This window comes from Citrobacter sp. Cf125 (genome assembly GCF_030333935.1).
In the GTDB taxonomy this organism is placed as follows: domain Bacteria; phylum Pseudomonadota; class Gammaproteobacteria; order Enterobacterales; family Enterobacteriaceae; genus Citrobacter; species Citrobacter freundii.
The window spans coordinates 275,329-293,667 of record NZ_JAOWEY010000025.1 but is presented as its reverse complement, the minus strand read 5'-3'; the positions used below and the strand labels follow the sequence as shown (position 1 = coordinate 293,667).

Annotated in this window: 17 protein-coding genes; 14 read left to right on the top strand and 3 right to left on the bottom strand. The window is 55.0% G+C overall.

Going from position 1 to position 18,339, the window contains the following annotated elements; translation table 11 throughout:
• The first annotated feature begins 12 nt into the window (after positions 1-12).
• Positions 13-867 (top strand): co-chaperone YbbN, encoded by an 855-nt coding sequence (locus tag OGV89_RS18090; RefSeq protein WP_003847508.1) that lies wholly within the window; start codon positions 13-15, stop codon positions 865-867.
• A gap of 78 nt (positions 868-945) precedes the next feature.
• On the opposite strand, the gene fetB is transcribed toward OGV89_RS18090, so the two are convergent.
• The gene (fetB, locus tag OGV89_RS18085; protein ID WP_003021842.1) at positions 946-1,725 is read right to left on the bottom strand and encodes an iron efflux ABC transporter permease subunit FetB; all 780 of its coding nucleotides are present in this window, start codon (positions 1,723-1,725) and stop codon (positions 946-948) included.
• A complete protein-coding gene (fetA, locus tag OGV89_RS18080; RefSeq protein ID WP_003847509.1) occupies positions 1,712-2,389 on the bottom strand; it encodes an iron efflux ABC transporter ATP-binding subunit FetA in 678 nt (225 codons plus the stop codon). Before fetA ends, fetB begins: the two co-directional genes overlap by 14 nt.
• A 134-nt stretch (positions 2,390-2,523) precedes the next feature.
• On the opposite strand from fetA, the gene OGV89_RS18075 reads away from it, so the two are divergent.
• Genes OGV89_RS18075 through OGV89_RS18060 form a run of 4 tightly spaced genes read left to right on the top strand, consistent with a single transcriptional unit; the run spans position 2,524 to position 6,746 of the window.
• A complete protein-coding gene (locus OGV89_RS18075; RefSeq protein WP_003021835.1) occupies positions 2,524-3,441 on the top strand; it encodes an SPFH domain-containing protein in 918 nt (305 codons plus the stop codon).
• Positions 3,438-3,896, top strand: coding sequence for an NfeD family protein (locus OGV89_RS18070; protein ID WP_119174003.1), 459 nt, complete (start codon positions 3,438-3,440; stop codon positions 3,894-3,896). Before OGV89_RS18075 ends, OGV89_RS18070 begins: the two co-directional genes overlap by 4 nt.
• A gap of 19 nt (positions 3,897-3,915) precedes the next feature.
• The gene (locus OGV89_RS18065; protein ID WP_119174002.1) at positions 3,916-6,060 is read left to right on the top strand and encodes a PA5441 family protein; all 2,145 of its coding nucleotides are present in this window, start codon (positions 3,916-3,918) and stop codon (positions 6,058-6,060) included.
• A complete protein-coding gene (locus OGV89_RS18060; protein ID WP_003835804.1) occupies positions 6,030-6,746 on the top strand; it encodes a DUF3142 domain-containing protein in 717 nt (238 codons plus the stop codon). Before OGV89_RS18065 ends, OGV89_RS18060 begins: the two co-directional genes overlap by 31 nt.
• Here OGV89_RS18060 and cueR read toward each other — a convergent pair.
• Positions 6,743-7,153 (bottom strand): Cu(I)-responsive transcriptional regulator, encoded by a 411-nt coding sequence (gene cueR, locus OGV89_RS18055; protein WP_003021822.1) that lies wholly within the window; start codon positions 7,151-7,153, stop codon positions 6,743-6,745. The two genes, OGV89_RS18060 and cueR, sit on opposite strands and share 4 nt — an antisense overlap.
• A 289-nt stretch (positions 7,154-7,442) precedes the next feature.
• Between cueR and OGV89_RS18050 the strand changes: the two genes are divergently transcribed.
• The 9 genes from OGV89_RS18050 (at position 7,443) to OGV89_RS18010 (ending at position 18,256) form a co-directional block, all read left to right on the top strand.
• Positions 7,443-9,587, top strand: a complete 2,145-nt coding sequence (locus tag OGV89_RS18050; RefSeq protein ID WP_286559062.1) for a TonB-dependent receptor plug domain-containing protein — start codon at positions 7,443-7,445, stop codon at positions 9,585-9,587.
• A gap of 2 nt (positions 9,588-9,589) precedes the next feature.
• Entirely contained in the window at positions 9,590-10,414 is an 825-nt protein-coding gene (locus OGV89_RS18045) for a heme/hemin ABC transporter substrate-binding protein (protein WP_087879039.1), read from the top strand.
• An 18-nt stretch (positions 10,415-10,432) separates the two neighbouring features.
• Positions 10,433-11,770, top strand: a complete 1,338-nt coding sequence (gene hutW / locus OGV89_RS18040) for a heme anaerobic degradation radical SAM methyltransferase ChuW/HutW (RefSeq protein ID WP_048233199.1) — start codon at positions 10,433-10,435, stop codon at positions 11,768-11,770.
• 12 nt (positions 11,771-11,782) lie between these two features.
• A complete protein-coding gene (gene hutX, locus OGV89_RS18035; RefSeq protein WP_003835812.1) occupies positions 11,783-12,277 on the top strand; it encodes a heme utilization cystosolic carrier protein HutX in 495 nt (164 codons plus the stop codon).
• Positions 12,277-12,900, top strand: a complete 624-nt coding sequence (chuY, locus tag OGV89_RS18030) for an anaerobilin reductase (protein WP_003021809.1) — start codon at positions 12,277-12,279, stop codon at positions 12,898-12,900. Before hutX ends, chuY begins: the two co-directional genes overlap by 1 nt.
• A gap of 51 nt (positions 12,901-12,951) precedes the next feature.
• Positions 12,952-13,944, top strand: coding sequence for a FecCD family ABC transporter permease (locus OGV89_RS18025; RefSeq protein WP_071696862.1), 993 nt, complete (start codon positions 12,952-12,954; stop codon positions 13,942-13,944).
• Positions 13,941-14,711: a heme ABC transporter ATP-binding protein gene (locus OGV89_RS18020; protein WP_048233197.1), complete on the top strand. Its 771-nt coding sequence runs from the start codon at positions 13,941-13,943 to the stop codon at positions 14,709-14,711. The genes OGV89_RS18025 and OGV89_RS18020 overlap by 4 nt, the downstream gene beginning before the upstream one ends.
• A 148-nt stretch (positions 14,712-14,859) precedes the next feature.
• The gene (gene copA, locus OGV89_RS18015) at positions 14,860-17,361 is read left to right on the top strand and encodes a copper-exporting P-type ATPase CopA (RefSeq protein ID WP_286559058.1); all 2,502 of its coding nucleotides are present in this window, start codon (positions 14,860-14,862) and stop codon (positions 17,359-17,361) included.
• A 100-nt stretch (positions 17,362-17,461) separates the two neighbouring features.
• Positions 17,462-18,256, top strand: a complete 795-nt coding sequence (locus OGV89_RS18010) for a TraB/GumN family protein (protein ID WP_016149720.1) — start codon at positions 17,462-17,464, stop codon at positions 18,254-18,256.
• Positions 18,257-18,339 lie beyond the last annotated feature (83 nt).

The window sequence follows — 18,339 nt, the reverse complement described above, 5'->3', positions numbered from 1 at the left end:
GAGAGTAACTCCATGTCCACACAGAATATTGTTAACATTAACGAATCGAACCTGCAGCAGACCCTTGAACAGTCGATGACCACGCCGGTCCTGTTCTATTTTTGGTCTGAGCGCAGCCAGCACTGCCTGCAATTGACGCCGGTACTGGAGAGCCTTGCCGCCCAGTACAACGGCCAGTTTATTCTCGCCAAGCTCGACTGCGACGCCGAGCAGATGATCGCTTCTCAGTTTGGCCTGCGCGCCATCCCTACGGTTTATCTGTTCCAGAACGGTCAGCCAGTGGACGGATTCCAGGGCCCGCAGCCGGAAGAGGTTATCCGCGCACTGCTGGAAAAAGTGTTGCCGAGCGAAGAAGAGCTGAAAGCGCGTCAGGCTATCGAATTCATCGAAGCCGGTAATCACGCGGATGCACTGCCGCTGCTGAAAGAAGCCTGGCAGATCTCCAACCAGAGCAGCGAAATTGGCCTGCTGCTGGCGGAAACGCAAATCGCCCTCAATCGTTCTGACGATGCCGAAGCGGTGCTGAAAACCATTCCGTTGCAGGATCAGGATACCCGCTATCAGGGACTGGTGGCGCAGATAGAACTGCTGAAGCAGGCGGCGGATACGCCGGAAATCCAACAGCTGCAGCAGCAAGTCGCCAGCAATCCGCAGGATGCGGCGCTGGCAACTCAACTAGCCATCCAGTTACATCAGGTCGGACGTAACGAGGAATCACTGGAACTGCTGTTCAGCCACCTGAAGAAAGATCTCACTGCTGCCGACGGTCAGGCACGTAAGACCTTCCAGGAGATCCTTGCCGCACTCGGAACCGGCGATGCGCTGGCCTCAAAATACCGCCGCCAACTGTACGCACTGTTGTACTAATCCGTTTGATTTTGCCCGATGGCGCTTGCGCTTATCGGGCATACAAATTCTACCAATACCGATCCCTCCGGCATCACATCACGTCTTCTTCAAATGCGTTACGACTAATTGGTGGCGCGAATTATAGAACTTCCGATAGGTCAGGTAGCAGGCAATAATGGTCGACAGGCTGGCGGTAGAAAGCAGCATAAACGTCACCATAATCTGATACTTAATCGCTTTTACTGGATCAATACCCGCGAAGATCAACCCGGACATCATCCCCGGTAAACTCACCAGCCCTACCGTTTTTGCAGAGTCGATCGTTGGGATCAGCGAGGCGCGAATGCTGTCGCGAATCAGCGGCGCGGAGGCCACTTTCGGCGTCGCGCCGAGGCTGAGTTTTTCCTGAATTTGCTGTTGTTCGCTGTTAAACCGCTGCCCCAGATTGTTGTAACACAGTCCCACTGCCACCATCGCATTGCCTGCAATCATGCCGGAGATCGGGATGACCTGCATCGGCGTGAACTCGATAGAGCCAGACAAAACCAGCACCGAAAGCGTTAGCCCCGCCCCCACCGTGATAGCGATAAACGACGAGAGGAAAGCTTTATCAATATATTTACTGCGCTTTTGTGCGTTATAAGCCGCGTTAAAGCAGATAAACAGCACCATCAGTAAGGTCAGAATACTGTGGTTAACGCCAAAAATATATTTCAGCACATAGCCGACGATAATCAGCTGAACCACTGCCCGGCAAACGCTCCAGAGAATATCTTTCTCCAGCGCCAGTTTTTCTTTGTGGCTAATCAGGATCGCCACCACCACCAGCATCATCGCTAATGCCAGGGACTCATTGGTAATATTATGCTCGTTCATTGCGTGCTTCCTGCATTTCTCCGGCGTGCGGTTGAAGGGTTATGACATTATCCGCATGCGTAATTTCATCTTTGTCGTGCGTCACCCACAGCACCGCAATATTCTTATCGCGAACATAGTGGTGAATTAATTCGTTCACATTACGTTTATTAGCCTCATCCAGCGCACTGGTGATTTCATCAAGCAGCAGAATTTTGGGCAGAAACTGCAAATTACGAATTAGCGAGATGCGCTGCTTCTCGCCACCGGACAGCTCATTTATGCTTTTTCTGAGGATCGTCTCGGGGAGATCAAAACGGGCCAGATCGCTCAGAAACGCATCCGGCTCCGGACGTTTGTTACGGATTTGCCAGGGGAAAATGAGGTTGTCGTAAACGGTGTCACCAAACAAAGCAGGCGTTTGCGCACAATAGGAGACCTGCTGGCGATACGTTTCCGGCTTGAGGGTATTGATCTCCTTGCCTTCAAAGAGAATTTCACCGGCAGTCGGACTCATTAATGACGCCACAATCTTGAGTAACGTACTTTTCCCACAGCCGGACTGGCCGGTAATCAACTTAAATTCTCCGGCGCGGAGATCAAAACAGATGTTATTGAGAACCTGCGTCTCACCTGCCTGCCATGCGACATTTTTTAACTGAAGCAAAATACTGCTTTCTTCCATTACATATCCCTTTTTTACCTCTTTCGTGCAGACAGTCTATGCCTGTAATTTATTATAAGGGAGCCCACCTTGATAAATCGGGTATAATTTGATTAATGAGGCAGTAAAGGACAGCACAACAGGAGGTTTCATCAATGCTCATTTTTATTCCTATTCTTATTTTTGTCGCGCTGGTGATCGTCGGCGCTGGCGTCAAAATCGTCCCGCAGGGATATCAGTGGACGGTAGAGCGTTTTGGCCGTTACACCAAAACCCTGCAACCGGGTTTAAGCCTTGTTGTGCCGTTCATGGACCGCATTGGTCGTAAGATCAACATGATGGAACAGGTGCTTGATATCCCTTCTCAGGAAGTCATCTCCAAAGATAACGCCAACGTCGCAATTGATGCCGTGTGCTTTATTCAGGTGATCGATGCGCCGAAAGCAGCCTATGAAGTCAGCAACCTGGAACTGGCGATTATCAACCTGACCATGACCAACATTCGTACCGTTCTCGGTTCGATGGAACTCGATGAAATGCTCTCCCAACGCGACAACATCAACACGCGCCTGCTGCATATTGTTGATGAAGCCACGAATCCCTGGGGCATCAAAATCACCCGTATCGAGATCCGCGACGTGCGTCCTCCGGCAGAACTTATCGACGCGATGAACGCGCAGATGAAAGCCGAACGTACCAAGCGTGCCTACATTCTTGAGGCCGAAGGGATCCGTCAGGCAGAAATCGTCAAGGCCGAAGGTGAGAAACAGTCGAAGATCCTTAAAGCGGAAGGTGAACGCCAGTCCGCGTTTTTACAGGCTGAAGCGCGTGAACGTTCAGCAGAAGCCGAAGCTCGCGCAACGCAGATGGTGTCTGAGGCCATTGCCGCTGGGGATATTCAGGCAGTGAACTACTTCGTGGCGCAGAAATACACTGAAGCGCTGCAGCATATCGGCTCGTCGAATAACAGCAAAGTGGTGATGATGCCGCTGGATGCCAGCAGCCTGATGGGCTCTATTGCCGGGATCGCCGAACTGGTTAAGGACAGCGCCAGCGAGCGGAAAAAATCATGATAGCGATGATTCTGGTGCATCCGCACATCTTCTGGCTCAGCCTCGGCGGTTTGCTACTCGCCGCCGAGATGCTGGGCGGTAACGGCTATCTGCTGTGGAGCGGCGTAGCGGCGGTAATTACCGGTCTGGTCGTCTGGCTCGCTCCGCTAGACTGGGCGTGGCAGGGGGCGATGTTCGCCGTCCTCACCCTGCTGGCGGCGTGGCTGTGGTGGAAATGGCTGGCAAGGCGCGTTCAGGAGCAGAAACCCGCCGACAGCCATCTTAACCAGCGCGGACAGCAGCTGGTTGGCCGACGATTTATTCTGGAAACCGCCCTGGTCAATGGTCGCGGACACATGCGCGTCGGCGACAGTTCCTGGCCCGTTAGCGCCAGCGACGATTTGAGCGCCGATACGCAGGTTGAAGTCATTGCCGTTGAAGGGATAACCCTGATTATTAAAGCGGTATCACATTAAAAAGACAGGAAATAAGACTATGGTCAGGAAGACACCCCTTGCCTTTGCCCTTTGCACATTACTGACCGCCGCCCCGCAGGCATTCGCCTCTTTCGATATGGAAGACTGCAAATGGAGCGACGACAGCTGCCTGCTGAAAGGCACGCCGACCTTCAACCCTGAAAACGACAGTCGCGACAACCTGCTGCGGCTGCTGAGCCAGGAAAAATCATTTGCTCTGCCGGTGCAATCAATGCCAGCGGATATCACCCGCTCCCGGGATTTCTATTTTGCCTATCACCCGCAATGGGATGAGGCAACCTCGCAGCCAGCCGCTGCTCCGGCATCCGCCGCAGACAGCCCACTCTCCCGACAGATGGCCGAACTGAACATTAGCGCAGACGAAATAAACGTCAACGACGCTGAGCTTGAGAACCGTCATGTTTCGAATAACACCGAGAGCGTCAGCGCATTTTTTGCCGCACTGCTGGCCGACTCGACGTTAACGGCGGAACAGCGCCAGGCCTTAGCCCAGGCGCGTACAGGGCTGCTATCCGGGGCAACCCGCGAGCAAATTGAGTCTTCACTTGCCACCCTCCCGGCTGATTCACCGGCTCAGTCCTATAAAAATTATCTGGCCGCAGCTGCCAGTTTCTATGCCGGTGATTATGCCAGCGCCGAACGGGATTTCACTCAGCTTGCCAAAAGTGAGCGCCCGTGGCTGGCAGAGACCGCGCAATACATGCTGATGCGTGCGGCCTTGAACAAGAGCAGCCAGAACAGCGTAGGCGAGTACGGCGATTTTGATATTGCAAAAATTAACCGCGAGGACGCGACTCAGGCTCAGACGCAGGCACAAGCCTACCTGCAACGCTTCCCGCAAGGCCTGTATGCCGACTCCGCGCGCGGTATGCTGCGTCGCATCAACTGGTATTTACAGGCGTGGCCGCAGCTGGCCGGGTTGTATGAGCAGACGCTCCAGCAGTCGGCTGACGCTCGGCAACTGCGAGAAATAGTCATCGAATACGATAATGTCTACGGTATGGCGTTCTACGAACAGTCCGTGGTGGAAGCATTCCCCGATGCGCCGCTTGTCAGCTATATCGAACTGCTGCGCGCGCTGCGTCTGGATAACAACAGTAAACCCACGCTGACCCAGGCGCAGCTCGATGCCAGCAAACCGGTGTTTGAGCAGAGCCAAAAATTGCCGCTATGGCGCGATCTGCAACTGAATCTGTGGCTGGCGACGGAGAACTACGCGGCGATTATTCAGGCAGTTACGCCAGCGCAGAAACTTGCCGTTCACGATACCCTCGCCTTCAGCAAACAAGTGCTGTACGGCGAAGCGCTGATGGGCCAGAAGAACTGGAGCGCGGCGCGTGATTTCTGGCTGCAGTTGCTAAAACTCAGCCAAGACAACGAACAGCAGCAGTATGTACAGGCTAAGCTCGCCGCAACGCTGGTTTATAGCGGCGACGTGGCGGCGGTATTTGCCCCAGAAAGCGCAGTAACCAACCTGCGTTTTCGCTCGCAGATACTGAAAACACAGGCCTCGCCTGAACTGCTGCGCCAGCAGGCCGTCCATGGACCTAACAATGAAGAGCGTACCATCGCCCTGCATACGCTGCTGGTACGCGATCTTACCGAAAACCGCTTTGGCGACTGGTTGAATGACAGAAAACTGGCCAGCGCCATTACTCCGCCGGTTATTGGCGACGCGTTTGATGACGTTAATCTGAGTATTTTCGACTGGAACGGCGACGCTGCCGAGCGCGGTTACACCTGTCGCAGCCTCAATGAAACGGTAACGGTATTGAGCAAAAAAGCGGATGATGCCCACGCGCTGAACTGCTTAGGCGAATTCTTCCGCACCACGCAAACCCACGTCGATTTGTGGAAAAACAGTGCTGGCAACGACGTTCTTGAATCAGCAATATCGCGCAAGGAGCCGTTCGGTCAGTTCGACAGGCAACGCTACTATCAGCAGGTGATCACTTCGCCGAAAGCAGAGGTTGAAGACAAGAGCTTCGCGCTGTATCGCGCCATCATGTGCTATGCGCCGTCAGGCTCTAACGAGTGCGGCGGTGAGGAAGTGGATAAACTGCAGCGTAAAGGCTGGTTCACCCAACTGAAAACGCAGTATCCGGGAAGTCCGTGGGCGCAAAAACTCAAATACTACTGGTAACCGCGCTGCTGACAGGCCAGCCGCAGGCGGCGGATATCGTCGCCGCCCGTGAGCATCCGGCCTTCTGGCTGTGGTCAGGCGTGAAGGCCAGTGATGAGCTGAAAGACGCACAAACGGTCTATCTGCATCAGGGTGAGGTGTTGGTTCGTTCGGGTAACGTGGTTTTCCAGCGTCTCGGGCTGCCGGTCAGCCGCCTGTCTTTTCCCTCTATCTGGCTGACCGTGCGCTTTACCACGCTCGACGTACCGGAGGCGATCCCGGCTCGCATCATAAGATTGATGCAACGCTGGCAGACCGCCGGGAATCATGTGCTCGGCCTGCAGGTTGATTTTGACGCGGCGACCCATCAGCTTGCCGATTACGCCCGCTTTCTGCAGCAATTACGCCAACAGTTACCGGCCGAGTTTGCACTTGGCGTGACTGGACTGCTGGATTGGGCAAAAACGGGCGACGTCGCCACGCTGAATGCGCTGGCGGTCGATGAACTGGTGGTCCAGAGCTATCAGGGCCGTCATACGGTAACGAATTATCAGGCGTATCTGCCCGCACTCAGTCGTCTGCGCATTCCGTTTAAGCTGGGGCTGGTGCAAAACGGTAGCCGGGACCCGCAGGCTGAAGCGCAGCTTGAGAAATCCCCGTGGTACCGCGGCACGGTGGTATTTATGCTTAATCCCCCTCGCCGTTAAGCCTTCGCTTTATGGTGGCAGCAGCCGGAGAGGTTATCAATGATCGGGCATTCGGCGCTGTCATCGCCAGGGCAACTCTCCGCCAGTGCCAGCAAATGCAAGCGCATGGCCTGCAGCTCGCTGATATGCCGCTCAATGTCCGCGACCTTTTCTAAGGTACGCTTTTTCACATCTGCGCTATGACGCGCCGGATCGTTAAACAGATTCACCAGTTCGCCGCACTCTTCGAGATTAAAACCCACCTGGCGTGCCTGGCGCAGCAGCGTAAGTTCATTCAGATGCTGTTGGTTGTATGTGCGATAGCCATTTTCGCTACGCAGCGGCGGCGTCACTAAGCCTTTTTCTTCATAAAAGCGTATCGCTTTGCTGGTCAAACCGGTTCTTTTCGCAACATCGCTAATATTCACATTTCCCCCGCGGATCTTGTTGGTACTGAGCCCATTATAGCCCAGATTGTCCTAATGATTTACCCGTGAACCCTGCACATTCCCCACCCTCACCACGATGCACAAATCCTTTTAATTCACATTGTTATATCCGATTTAGATCACATTTATGCATTTAATGACTGCACGAAATTGACTCAAATCAAAAGATATATTGGTTCTACATCTTTCATCTTGAACAAAGGGAAACAATTTTATATATAAACGCGAATGATAATGATGATCATTTACATTCAATAAAGGTTCTCTTATGTTGCCACGGAATAACCAAAGGCCATTTATTCTTTCAGCCCTGACATTATGCATGTCCGGCGCCGCTTTTGCAGCTACCTCTCCAACACACGCTTCTACGTCCGACGAAGACACGGTTATCGTCACGGCTAACCGCACAGAAAGTAGTCTTTGGGATAGCCCGGCAACCATCCAGGTTATCGATCGCCAGACACTGCAAAACTCCACCAGCGTTTCTATTGCTGATGATTTACAAGATATTCCCGGCGTCGAAGTCACCGATAACGCCCTCGCAGGGCGGAAACAAATTCGTATCCGTGGCGAAGCGTCTTCGCGGGTGCTGATTTTGATCGACGGCCAGGTCGTCAGTTACCAACGTGCCGGACAAAACTACGGAGCCGGTTTGCTGATTGACGAATCCGCGCTGGAACGGATTGAAGTGGTCAAAGGCCCCTATTCTGTCCTCTACGGTTCGCAGGCGATTGGCGGTGTCGTAAACTTTATTACCAAAAAAGGCGGTGATAAGCCTCTCGGCGGCAGCGTTAAGGCTGTTTATAACTCCGCAACGGCAGGATGGGAAGAGTCGGCAGCGGCCTGGGGCAGCATCGGAAACTTTGACTACCGCATCAATGGCAGCTATTCCGACCAGGGGGACCGCGATACGCCTGACGGAAGATTGCCCAACACCAACTTCCGTAATAACGGCCAGGGCGTATGGCTGGGTTACAACTTCGATCGCCACAAAATTGGGCTCTCCCTCGATCGCTACAAACTGTCTACTCAAACCTGGTTTGACGATCCAGAGGGCCAGTTCGACGACTTTAGCGTCAAAATACCTAAGCTGGAACGCGAGAAAATCGGTCTTTTCTACGACTACGCGGCCGATGGGGATTACCTGAAGAACATCCATGTTGACGCATACAGCCAGACAATAGAGCGCAAATTTGAAAACCGGGTCAAAACGACCCAGGTTATCCCCAGCCCGATGATTAAAGCGCTGACGGTCAGCAATCAGACCAATACCAACGACAAACAGTATACCCAAGGGGTAACGCTACAGAGCAACTTCTCCCTGCCTGCTAACAACGAGCTGGTGATTGGCACTCAATATCAGCATGACAAAATAAAACAGGACACGGACGGCAGTACGCGCCAGACCGCAGCTACCGGCTTCTTCGATACGCAAACACGTACCCTGTCATACAACGAAGCGGAGCAAAGCAACACCTCATTGTTCGCGCAAAACGACTGGCGCTTTGCCGATGACTGGACGTGGACCGTAGGCGCACGCCAGTACTGGCTGTCTTCGAAGCTCAAGCGCAACGATACGCAAACCCTGCAAAGCAGCGGCAGCACCTGGCAATCCACCGGAGGAAATTCCGTTCACGATGATGAACTGGTGACCTCAACCAGCCTACGCTATTCCGGTTTTAAAGATCTTGAACTTCGGGCTGCATATGCCCAAGGCTATGTCTTCCCCACGCTGACTCAGCTGTTTATGCAGACGTCCGCAGGCGGCAGCGTAACCTACGGCAATCCAAACCTGAAGGCGGAACACTCGAATAACTATGAGCTGGGTGCACGGTATAAAGGGAATATGTGGCTGATTGACGGCGCCATTTATTACTCCGAAGCCAAAGACTATATCGCCAGCCTGGCCTGTTCAGGTCAACCCGTATGCAGCGGTAATACCACCTCTTCACGGGGCGGCTATTACTACTACGACAACATCGATCGGGCCAAAACCTGGGGCATGGAACTCACCGCAGAATACAACGGCTGGGCAGTTTCACCTTACCTGAGCGGTAATCTCATTCGCCGTCAGTACGAAGGCATTACCCTTAAAACCTGGGATACCGGCGAACCCACTCTGACCGGGCGCGTCGGCCTGAAACATACCTGGTTGATGAACGCCGCTAACCTGACGTCCGATGTCTTTATCCGCGCGGCGTCCAGCGCCAAAGATAATACCGGCACCACGGAAATCAACTACCCAGGCTGGGCCACGCTTAACCTTGCATTCAACACCGAGTTCGGTCCGCAGGATCAGTATCAGGTCAACCTCGCGCTCAACAACCTGACCGACAAGCGTTACAGAACCGCGCATGAATCTATTCCAGACGCTGGTTTCAATGCCGCCGTTGGCTTTGCGTGGAATTTCTGACGATGAAAAAACTCTTGATTGGCTTACTGAGCCTCGCCTGCGTTTTCAGTGCCCAGTCCGCCGACCGCCTGGTGGTGGCGGGCGGCTCTCTTAGCGAACTGATATACGCCATGGGCATCGGCAACCGGGTGGTCGGCGTTGATGAAACCACCTCGTATCCACCCGAAACTGCCGCACTCCCGCATATCGGCTACTGGAAGCAGTTAAGCAGCGAGGGCATTTTATCGCTGCATCCGGACAGCTTTATCACCTGGCAGGATGCTGGCCCTCAAATCGTGTTGGATCAGTTGCGGGCGCAAAAAGTTAACGTCGTGACGTTGCCGCGCGTACCGGCCACCGTCGAACAGATGTACGCCAACATTCGGGAACTGGCTCAAACCCTGCGCATTCCCGAACAAGGTGAGACGTTGATCGATCGCATACGTCAACGTCTGGATCGCGTTCAGCACAACGTGGCAGCGAAAAACGCGCCGGTCAAAGCCATGTTCATTCTCTCCGCTGGCGGCAGCGCGCCACAGGTCGCCGGAAAAGGCAGCGTTGCCGATGCCATTATGACCCTCGCAGGCGCACAAAATGTCGCCACCCATGCGCAGTATAAAAGCTACAGCGCGGAATCGCTGATCGCCGCCAACCCAGAGGTGATCGTGGTGACGTCGCAAATGGTGGATGGCGGTCTGGCTCGCCTGAGCACGATTGCCGGGATTACCCACACTGCGGCCTGGAAAAACCAGCGCATTGTGGCGATTGACCAGGCGCTGATTCTGGGTATGGGGCCGCGCGTCGCCGATGCGGTTGAAGCCCTGTACCAGCAATTCTGGCCTCACTAACTGGATTTATAAAGAACAATGAAAACTGAACACTCGCTGGATCTCACCGCGCATTTTGCGCTCGAGGGAAGTCAGCCATTTAAGGATCGCCGCGCCACGATGCCCTGGCGTGGGGCGATCCCGGTTGCCAAAGAGCTATTGTCACAAACCTGGCTGGAGGTCATCAGCCAGCCAACCCCACCGCGGAAACGGTTGGTGTACTTGCATATCCCTTTTTGTGCAACACATTGTACTTTCTGCGGTTTTTATCAAAACCGCTTTGAAGAGGATCACTGCGCCCGCTACACCAACGCGCTATTACGCGAAATAGAGATGGAAGCCGATAGCGCATTGCATCAGTCGGCCCCGATTCACGCCGTCTATTTTGGCGGCGGTACACCGTCTGCGCTGTCGGCACGGGATCTGGCCAGAATCATCACCGCACTACGTGACAAGCTACCGCTGGCGCCGGACTGCGAAATCACCATTGAGGGGCGGGTACTCAATTTTGACGATGCGCGAATAGATGCCTGCCTTGACGCTGGCGCCAATCGATTTTCGATCGGCATTCAGTCATTTAACAGCCGGATCCGCAAGAAAATGGCGCGCACTTCGGACGGCCCGACCGCGATGGCCTTTATGCAGGGGTTGGTAAAACGGGATCGAGCCGCCGTGGTCTGCGATCTGCTGTTTGGTCTGCCAGGACAAGACGCAAAGGTGTGGGGCGAGGATCTGGCGATTGCCCGCGACATCGGCCTCGACGGCGTAGATCTTTATGCTCTGAATCTGCTCCCTAATACACCGCTTGGCAAAGCGGTTGAAACCGGGCGCACAACGGTTCCCTCTCCTGCCGAACGTCGCGACCTCTATCTTCAGGGCTGCGATTTTATGGACAGCGCGGGCTGGCGCTGCATCAGCAACAGCCACTGGGCGCGCACCACACGGGAACGCAATCTGTACAACCTGCTGATTAAACAGGGCGCAGACTGTCTGGCATTCGGCTCTGGCGCAGGAGGGTCAGTCAATGGCTATTCCTGGATGGTCGAGCGCAATCTGACCACATGGCATGAATCCATCGCCGTCGGAAAAAAACCGCTCATGATGATGATGCGCACCGCCGAGCGTGGTTTCCAGTGGCGACACACCCTCCAGGCCGGTATTGAAACGGCCCGCGTCCCGCTGGATGAACTGACACCTCATGCACAAAAACTGGCCCCGCTACTGACCCAGTGGCATCACGCAGGACTGACGCGAGATGCCAGCACCTGCGTACGCCTGACCAATGAAGGGCGTTTTTGGGCGAGCAATATTTTGCAGTCTCTTGATGAACTGATTCAGGCACTTAACGCGCCGCGCATTGCGGTAGAGCAACCATAAAAGGAGTGAAGTATGAGCCATGTCTCTTTACAGGATTTTTTGAAAACTGAGCCGGACGGTACGCTGGAAGCTATCGCAGCCCAATACAACACCACGCTGCTGGAGGTGGTGAAAAACCTCCCCTCCCCGACGCTGGTTTCCGGCGATCAATTTGATACCGTCTGGGAAACCGTCAGCGAATGGGGCAAAGTCACCACCCTGGTCCATACTGCTGATGTCATACTGGAATTCACGGGTGAATTACCTTCAGGATTCCACCGCCACGGTTACTTCAACCTGCGCGGCAAAAAAGGCATGACCGGTCATATCAAGGCAGAAAACTGCACACATATCGCCCTGATTGAACGCAAATTTATGGGCATGGACACCGCGTCCATTCTCTTCTTTAACCAGGCGGGTAGCACTATGTTCAAAATTTTCCTCGGTCGGGATGAGCATCGTCAGCTACTGGCCGACCAGGTCAGCGCCTTTCACGCGCTGTCTTCATCCTTAAAGGAACATGCCTGATGGCTCCATGGCTCATTTTTGGTGCAGGTGGTAGCGGCGTCGGCGCGAAAACACTGGCACTCGCACTGGCGGAACAACGTCCGGTGATTGCCGTCGTTCGCAACGCGCAGGTCGCTGCCGGGTTGCAGGAAAAAGGTGTGCAGGTCTTCATTGGCGACGCCTGCGACAGCCAGGTCACCGCCTGTGCCTGTCGCGCAGCGGGTCAACATGCCACGGTGATCTCCTCCATGGGCGGTGCCCAGGATTATCTGGCGCACAGAACCGTCATTGATGAAGCAGAAAAAGCGGAGATCAAACGCATGATTCTGGTGACTTCGCTTGGCTGTGGCGACAGTTGGCCCTTTTTGTCCCCACGCGCCAGGGCCGCATTTGGTCAGGCGGTACGCGAAAAATCGTTGGCTGAAAGCTGGCTACAAACCAGTCAACTGGACTACGCCATTCTCCGCCCCGGCGGTTTGCTGAACGGTGCAGCCACAGGTCAGGCGCAACGGATACAGGCCGAGGAGTGCCATGGTTTTGTGATGCGTGCAGATGTTGCAAGGCACATTCACGAACTGGCTACAGCCCCGTCACTCAATAACCAGATTTACAGTTTGGTTGAGCCAGGACTGAAACCCGCGTAAACCCCTCGCGGCGCGGGAACTTCGCGCCGCAAAGACGTTATGGAGCGTTGCGTGCTTAAGGACTCGCTTTCTTCCGTCAGCATTCTGACGGGTCTTTCTCTGTTGTTGGTCGCTCTGATGCTCTTCGGAGCCAGCCAGGGGGCGCTGAACATTAGCTTCAGCGCGCTGTTCAACGACGAATACCGTGACATCTGGTTGAACATCCGCTTGCCCCGTGTGTTGCTGGCCGTTCTGGTAGGCGCAGCGCTGGCAACGGCAGGGGTTATCATGCAGGGGCTTTTTCGCAATCCGATGGCCGATCCTGGCCTGCTTGGTGTCAGTAGCGGCTCCGCGCTGATGGTCGGTATCGCGATAGTTATCCCCTTTTCGTTTCCCGTGGTGTTGGTGCTGTATGAGCAGATGATTTTTGCCGTCGCGGGCAGCATGGTGGTCTGCACGATTATTTTCCTGATAAGCCAGCGTCATAGCCACGGCGGAATGATGCAACTGCTGTTAGCCGGTATCGCTATCAATGCTTTGTGCGGTTCGGCTATTGGCGTACTGAGCTATGTGGGCGATGAGCAACAGCTACGTCAACTTACGCTGTGGATGATGGGCAATCTCGGCCAGGCCCAGTGGCCAACGCTGCTGGTTGCCAGTACCTTTGTTCTTCCAGCCATTGCTGTCTCCGTCTGTATGGCGGGCACGCTTAATTTGCTGCAACTGGGTGATGAAGAGGCGCATTACCTCGGCGTGAACGTCAAACGTAAGCGCCAGCAGTTACTGTTGCTCAGCTCGCTACTGGTTGGTGCTGCCGTTTCCGTCAGCGGCGTAATTGGCTTTATTGGCCTGGTGATCCCACATCTGATCAGAATGACTACCGGCGCCGATCATCGCTGGTTGATTCCCTGCTCTACGCTGGCGGGCGCCTGTCTACTCCTGATTGCCGATACGCTGGCCCGCACTCTGGTGCAGCCTGCCGAAATGCCCGTTGGTCTGTTAACCAGCCTGATCGGAGGACCGTATTTTCTGTGGTTAATACTGCGTAGCCGGAGGGTGTCATGATCGTTGCTGAAAATCTGGTTTACCACATTCAGGGCAGACGATTGACCGATGATGTTTCCCTGACGCTACCTGAAGGAGAGATTATCGCGATTCTGGGCCCGAATGGCGCCGGGAAATCAACGCTGCTCCGCCAGCTCACGGGTTATCTGCAACCTCACAGTGGGCGCTGTAGCTTATTCGGCAAGCCGCTGAACGAATGGTCAATCACCGAGCTGGCAAAAACCCGTGCCGTGATGCGCCAGAACAGTCATATGGCCTTCCCGTTTAGCGTGCAGGAAGTCATTCGCATGGGCAGGCATCCGTATCGCACGCGCAATACGGGCGATGAAACGGAACACATCATGACGTTGTGCGACTGCCAGGCGCTGGCCGCGCGCGATTACCGGCATCTGTCGGGAGGAGAACAACAGCGAGTACAGCTGGCACGTCTGCTGGTTCAGCTTTGGGAGCCCGTGCCTCGGCCCAAATGGTTATTTCTCGATGAACCTACCTCCGCCCTGGATATTCACCACCAGCAGCACCTTTTTCGTCTGCTGCGTCGCCTGGTGCGTGAACGGCAGTTTAGCGTCTGCTGCGTCCTGCACGATCTCAACCTCGCAGCGCGTTATGCCGACCGCGTGGTATTGATGGAACGCGGCAGGATTATTGATAACGGGTATCCGCAGGATGTCCTGAAGCAACGGGCGCTGAACGCGCTGTACGGTGCCGATCTCACGGTCATAAATGAACCGGAGCATCGAACGCCGCTTATCGTTCTCAATCAATAACAGACCGGGAACGCTCTGAGGTGACGTTCCCGTTTTTTTCCCCCTTCGCCCCTTTTTTCATCTTTTCTAAAAACACCCTTGACCTTCCCCTTGCTGGAAGGTTTAACCTTTATCACAGTCAGTTAAACCTGCAATGAAGGAGTTGGTTATGTCTCAAACAATCGATCTAACCCTGGACGGTTTGTCCTGTGGTCACTGCGTAAAACGCGTTAAAGAAAGTCTGGAACAACGTCCGGATGTTGAGCAAGCGGATGTTACCGTGACAGAGGCCCATGTTACCGGGAGCGCCAGCGCAGAAGCGCTGATTGAAACCATCAAACAAGCCGGTTACGGCGCGGAGTTAAGCCACCCAAAGGCTAAACCGCTGACGGAGTCATCAATCCCGTCGGAAGCACTGGCAGCGGTCCCTTCCGAGCTTCCGGCAGCTACGGCTGATGATGACAGCCAACAGTTGCTGTTAAACGGCATGAGCTGCGCCAGTTGTGTGACCCGTGTACAAAATGCATTGCAAAGCGTACCGGGTGTCACCCAGGCACGGGTAAACCTGGCGGAACGCACTGCGCTGGTAATGGGCAGTGCCTCCGCCGCAGATTTAGTGCAGGCGGTGGAAAAAGCAGGCTACGGCGCAGAAGCCATTGAAGATGATGCTAAGCGCCGCGAGCGTCAGCAAGAAACCGCCGTGGCAACCATGAAACGTTTTCGCTGGCAGGCGGCCGTCGCGCTGCTGCTGGGTATCCCTGTCATGGTATGGGGAATGATTGGCGACAACATGATGGTGAGCGAAGACAACCGCAGCCTGTGGCTGACGATTGGTCTGGCAACGCTTGCGGTGATGGTTTTCGCGGGCGGTCACTTTTACCGCAATGCGTGGAAAAGCCTGATGAACGGCACCGCGACTATGGATACGTTGGTCGCGCTGGGTACAGGGGTGGCATGGCTCTATTCCATGAGCGTCAACCTCTGGCCACAATGGTTCCCGATGGAAGCGCGACACCTCTATTATGAAGCCAGCGCCATGATTATTGGTCTGATTAACCTCGGACACATGCTGGAAGCGCGGGCTCGCCAGCGCTCGTCCAAAGCGCTGGAAAAACTGCTTGATCTGACGCCACCGACCGCACGCGTCGTTACTGACGAAGGTGAAAAGAACGTGCCGCTGGCAGACGTTCAGGCGGGAATGTTGTTGCGCCTGACCACCGGCGACCGCGTGCCGGTCGATGGCGAAATCACCCAGGGCGAAGCCTGGCTGGATGAAGCTATGCTCACCGGTGAGCCGATTCCTCAGCAAAAAGGTGAAGGCGATAGCGTCCACGCCGGTACGGTCGTACAGGACGGCAGCGTGCTGTTCCGCGCCAGCGCCGTTGGCAGTCACACCACGCTGTCACGCATTATTCGTATGGTGCGTCAAGCGCAAAGCAGCAAACCGGAAATTGGCAAACTGGCCGACCGTATCTCCTCGGTGTTCGTTCCGGTCGTGGTCGCCATTGCGCTGGTCAGTGCGGCTATCTGGTATTTCTTTGGACCAGCACCGCAGATTGTCTATACGCTGGTCATTGCCACCACCGTTCTGATTATCGCCTGCCCTTGTGCGCTGGGTCTGGCAACGCCGATGTCGATTATTTCCGGCGTGGGGCGTGCCGCTGAGTTTGGGGTACTGGTACGCGATGCCGATGCGCTGCAGCGCGCCAGCACGCTCGATACTCTCGTCTTTGATAAGACCGGGACGCTGACTGAAGGCAAACCGCAGGTTGTCGCCATCAAAACGTTTGGCAACACCGATGAAGCGCGGGCAATTCGTCTGGCTGCAGCACTTGAACAGGGTTCCAGCCACCCGCTGGCCAGGGCGATTCTGGACAAAGCAGGCGATGTCTCGCTGCCGCAGGTCAACGGTTTCCGTACGCTGCGCGGGTTAGGCGTCAGCGGCGAGACCGAAGGTCATACGTTGCTGCTGGGAAATCAGGCACTGCTCAATGAACAGCAGGTAGATACCACTGAAATGGAGTCTGAAATCACCGCTCAGGCCTCCCAGGGTTCAACTCCGGTCCTGTTGGCGATTGATGGTAAAGCAGCGGCGCTGTTAGCGGTGCGTGATCCACTGCGTAGCGACAGCGTGGCAGCGCTCCAGCGCCTGCACCGCGCCGGGTATCGTTTGGTGATGCTGACCGGCGACAACCCAACGACCGCCAACGCCATTGCCAAAGAGGCGGGTATTGACGAGGTGATTGCGGGTGTTCTGCCGGACGGTAAGGCCGAGGCGATCAAGCGTCTGCAGAGCCAGGGGCGTCAGGTCGCCATGGTCGGTGACGGTATCAACGATGCGCCTGCGCTGGCTCAGGCCGATGTAGGGATCGCCATGGGTGGCGGCAGCGATGTAGCGATTGAAACAGCCGCGATTACGCTGATGCGTCATAGCCTGATGGGCGTTGCGGATGCGCTGTCTATCTCCCGGGCAACGCTACGCAATATGAAGCAGAACCTGCTCGGCGCGTTTATCTACAACAGCATCGGCATCCCGGTTGCCGCTGGGATTCTGTGGCCGTTCACCGGCACGCTGCTCAACCCGGTAGTAGCCGGGGCGGCGATGGCGCTTTCTTCCATCACCGTGGTGAGCAACGCGAACCGACTGCTGCGCTTCAAACCTAAAGAGTAACCCTTTGCCGGATGGCGCTATCAACTGCGCCATCCGGCAATTCACACATTGCGACTTTTCCGGCCACGCGCTAGCATGGTTCTCCACTTAGGGAGGTCGTATGGATTTGTTATACCGGGTAAAAGCATTATGGTCTGCACTGCGCGGCAACCACTATACCTGGCCTGCCATCGACATCTCTTTGCCCGGCAACCGCCATTTTCATCTGATTGGCAGCATTCACATGGGCAGCCGCGATATGGCGCCTCTGCCTGCCAAATTACTCAAAAAGCTCAAGCATGCCGATGCGCTGATTGTCGAAGCGGATGTTTCCGGTGACGACGCGCCGTTTGCCAACCTTCCGATCTTTGCCGCACTCGAAGAACGTCTCAGCCCGGAGCAGTTAGAAAACCTGCGTAAAGTCACCAACGAACTGGGCATTTCCCCATCCCTGTTATCTACTCAGCCGTTGTGGCAAATTGCCATGGTATTACAGGCAACGCAGGCACAGCAGCTAGGGCTGCGAGCGGAATACGGGATTGATTATCAACTGTTGAATGCGGCTAAACAGGCGCATAAACCGATAATCGAACTGGAAGGCGCATCCAGTCAAATCGAGCTGTTATGTCAGTTGCCTGATAACGGACTGGCCCTGTTGGACGATACTCTGACGCATTGGCATACCAATGCCAGACTGCTCCAGCAGATGATGGGCTGGTGGCTTGAAACGCCACCGCACAATAGCGAACTGACGCTTCCCAATACCTTTAGCCAGTCGTTGTATGACGTATTGATGCATCAACGCAACACAGCCTGGCGCGATCGGCTCAGAGCGATGCCTGCTGGTCACTACGTCGTGGCCGTTGGCGCGCTGCATTTATACGGAGAAGGAAATTTGCCGGAGATGTTACGGTAAAAAAAATGGCCAATATCTCTATTGGCCCGTCAAAGAGGAATTTCATCATTATTATGATCCCGGCGCTTAAAGCGTCGGTGTAG

Coding starts and splice junctions, on each gene's coding strand:
- OGV89_RS18090 (WP_003847508.1), top strand. CDS start 13: ATGTCCACACAGAATATTGTTAACATTAACGAATCGAACCTGCAGCAG.
- fetB (WP_003021842.1), bottom strand. CDS start 1,725: ATGAACGAGCATAATATTACCAATGAGTCCCTGGCATTAGCGATGATG.
- fetA (WP_003847509.1), bottom strand. CDS start 2,389: ATGGAAGAAAGCAGTATTTTGCTTCAGTTAAAAAATGTCGCATGGCAG.
- OGV89_RS18075 (WP_003021835.1), top strand. CDS start 2,524: ATGCTCATTTTTATTCCTATTCTTATTTTTGTCGCGCTGGTGATCGTC.
- OGV89_RS18070 (WP_119174003.1), top strand. CDS start 3,438: ATGATAGCGATGATTCTGGTGCATCCGCACATCTTCTGGCTCAGCCTC.
- OGV89_RS18065 (WP_119174002.1), top strand. CDS start 3,916: ATGGTCAGGAAGACACCCCTTGCCTTTGCCCTTTGCACATTACTGACC.
- OGV89_RS18050 (WP_286559062.1), top strand. CDS start 7,443: ATGTTGCCACGGAATAACCAAAGGCCATTTATTCTTTCAGCCCTGACA.
- OGV89_RS18045 (WP_087879039.1), top strand. CDS start 9,590: ATGAAAAAACTCTTGATTGGCTTACTGAGCCTCGCCTGCGTTTTCAGT.
- hutW (WP_048233199.1), top strand. CDS start 10,433: ATGAAAACTGAACACTCGCTGGATCTCACCGCGCATTTTGCGCTCGAG.
- hutX (WP_003835812.1), top strand. CDS start 11,783: ATGAGCCATGTCTCTTTACAGGATTTTTTGAAAACTGAGCCGGACGGT.
- chuY (WP_003021809.1), top strand. CDS start 12,277: ATGGCTCCATGGCTCATTTTTGGTGCAGGTGGTAGCGGCGTCGGCGCG.
- OGV89_RS18020 (WP_048233197.1), top strand. CDS start 13,941: ATGATCGTTGCTGAAAATCTGGTTTACCACATTCAGGGCAGACGATTG.
- copA (WP_286559058.1), top strand. CDS start 14,860: ATGTCTCAAACAATCGATCTAACCCTGGACGGTTTGTCCTGTGGTCAC.
- OGV89_RS18010 (WP_016149720.1), top strand. CDS start 17,462: ATGGATTTGTTATACCGGGTAAAAGCATTATGGTCTGCACTGCGCGGC.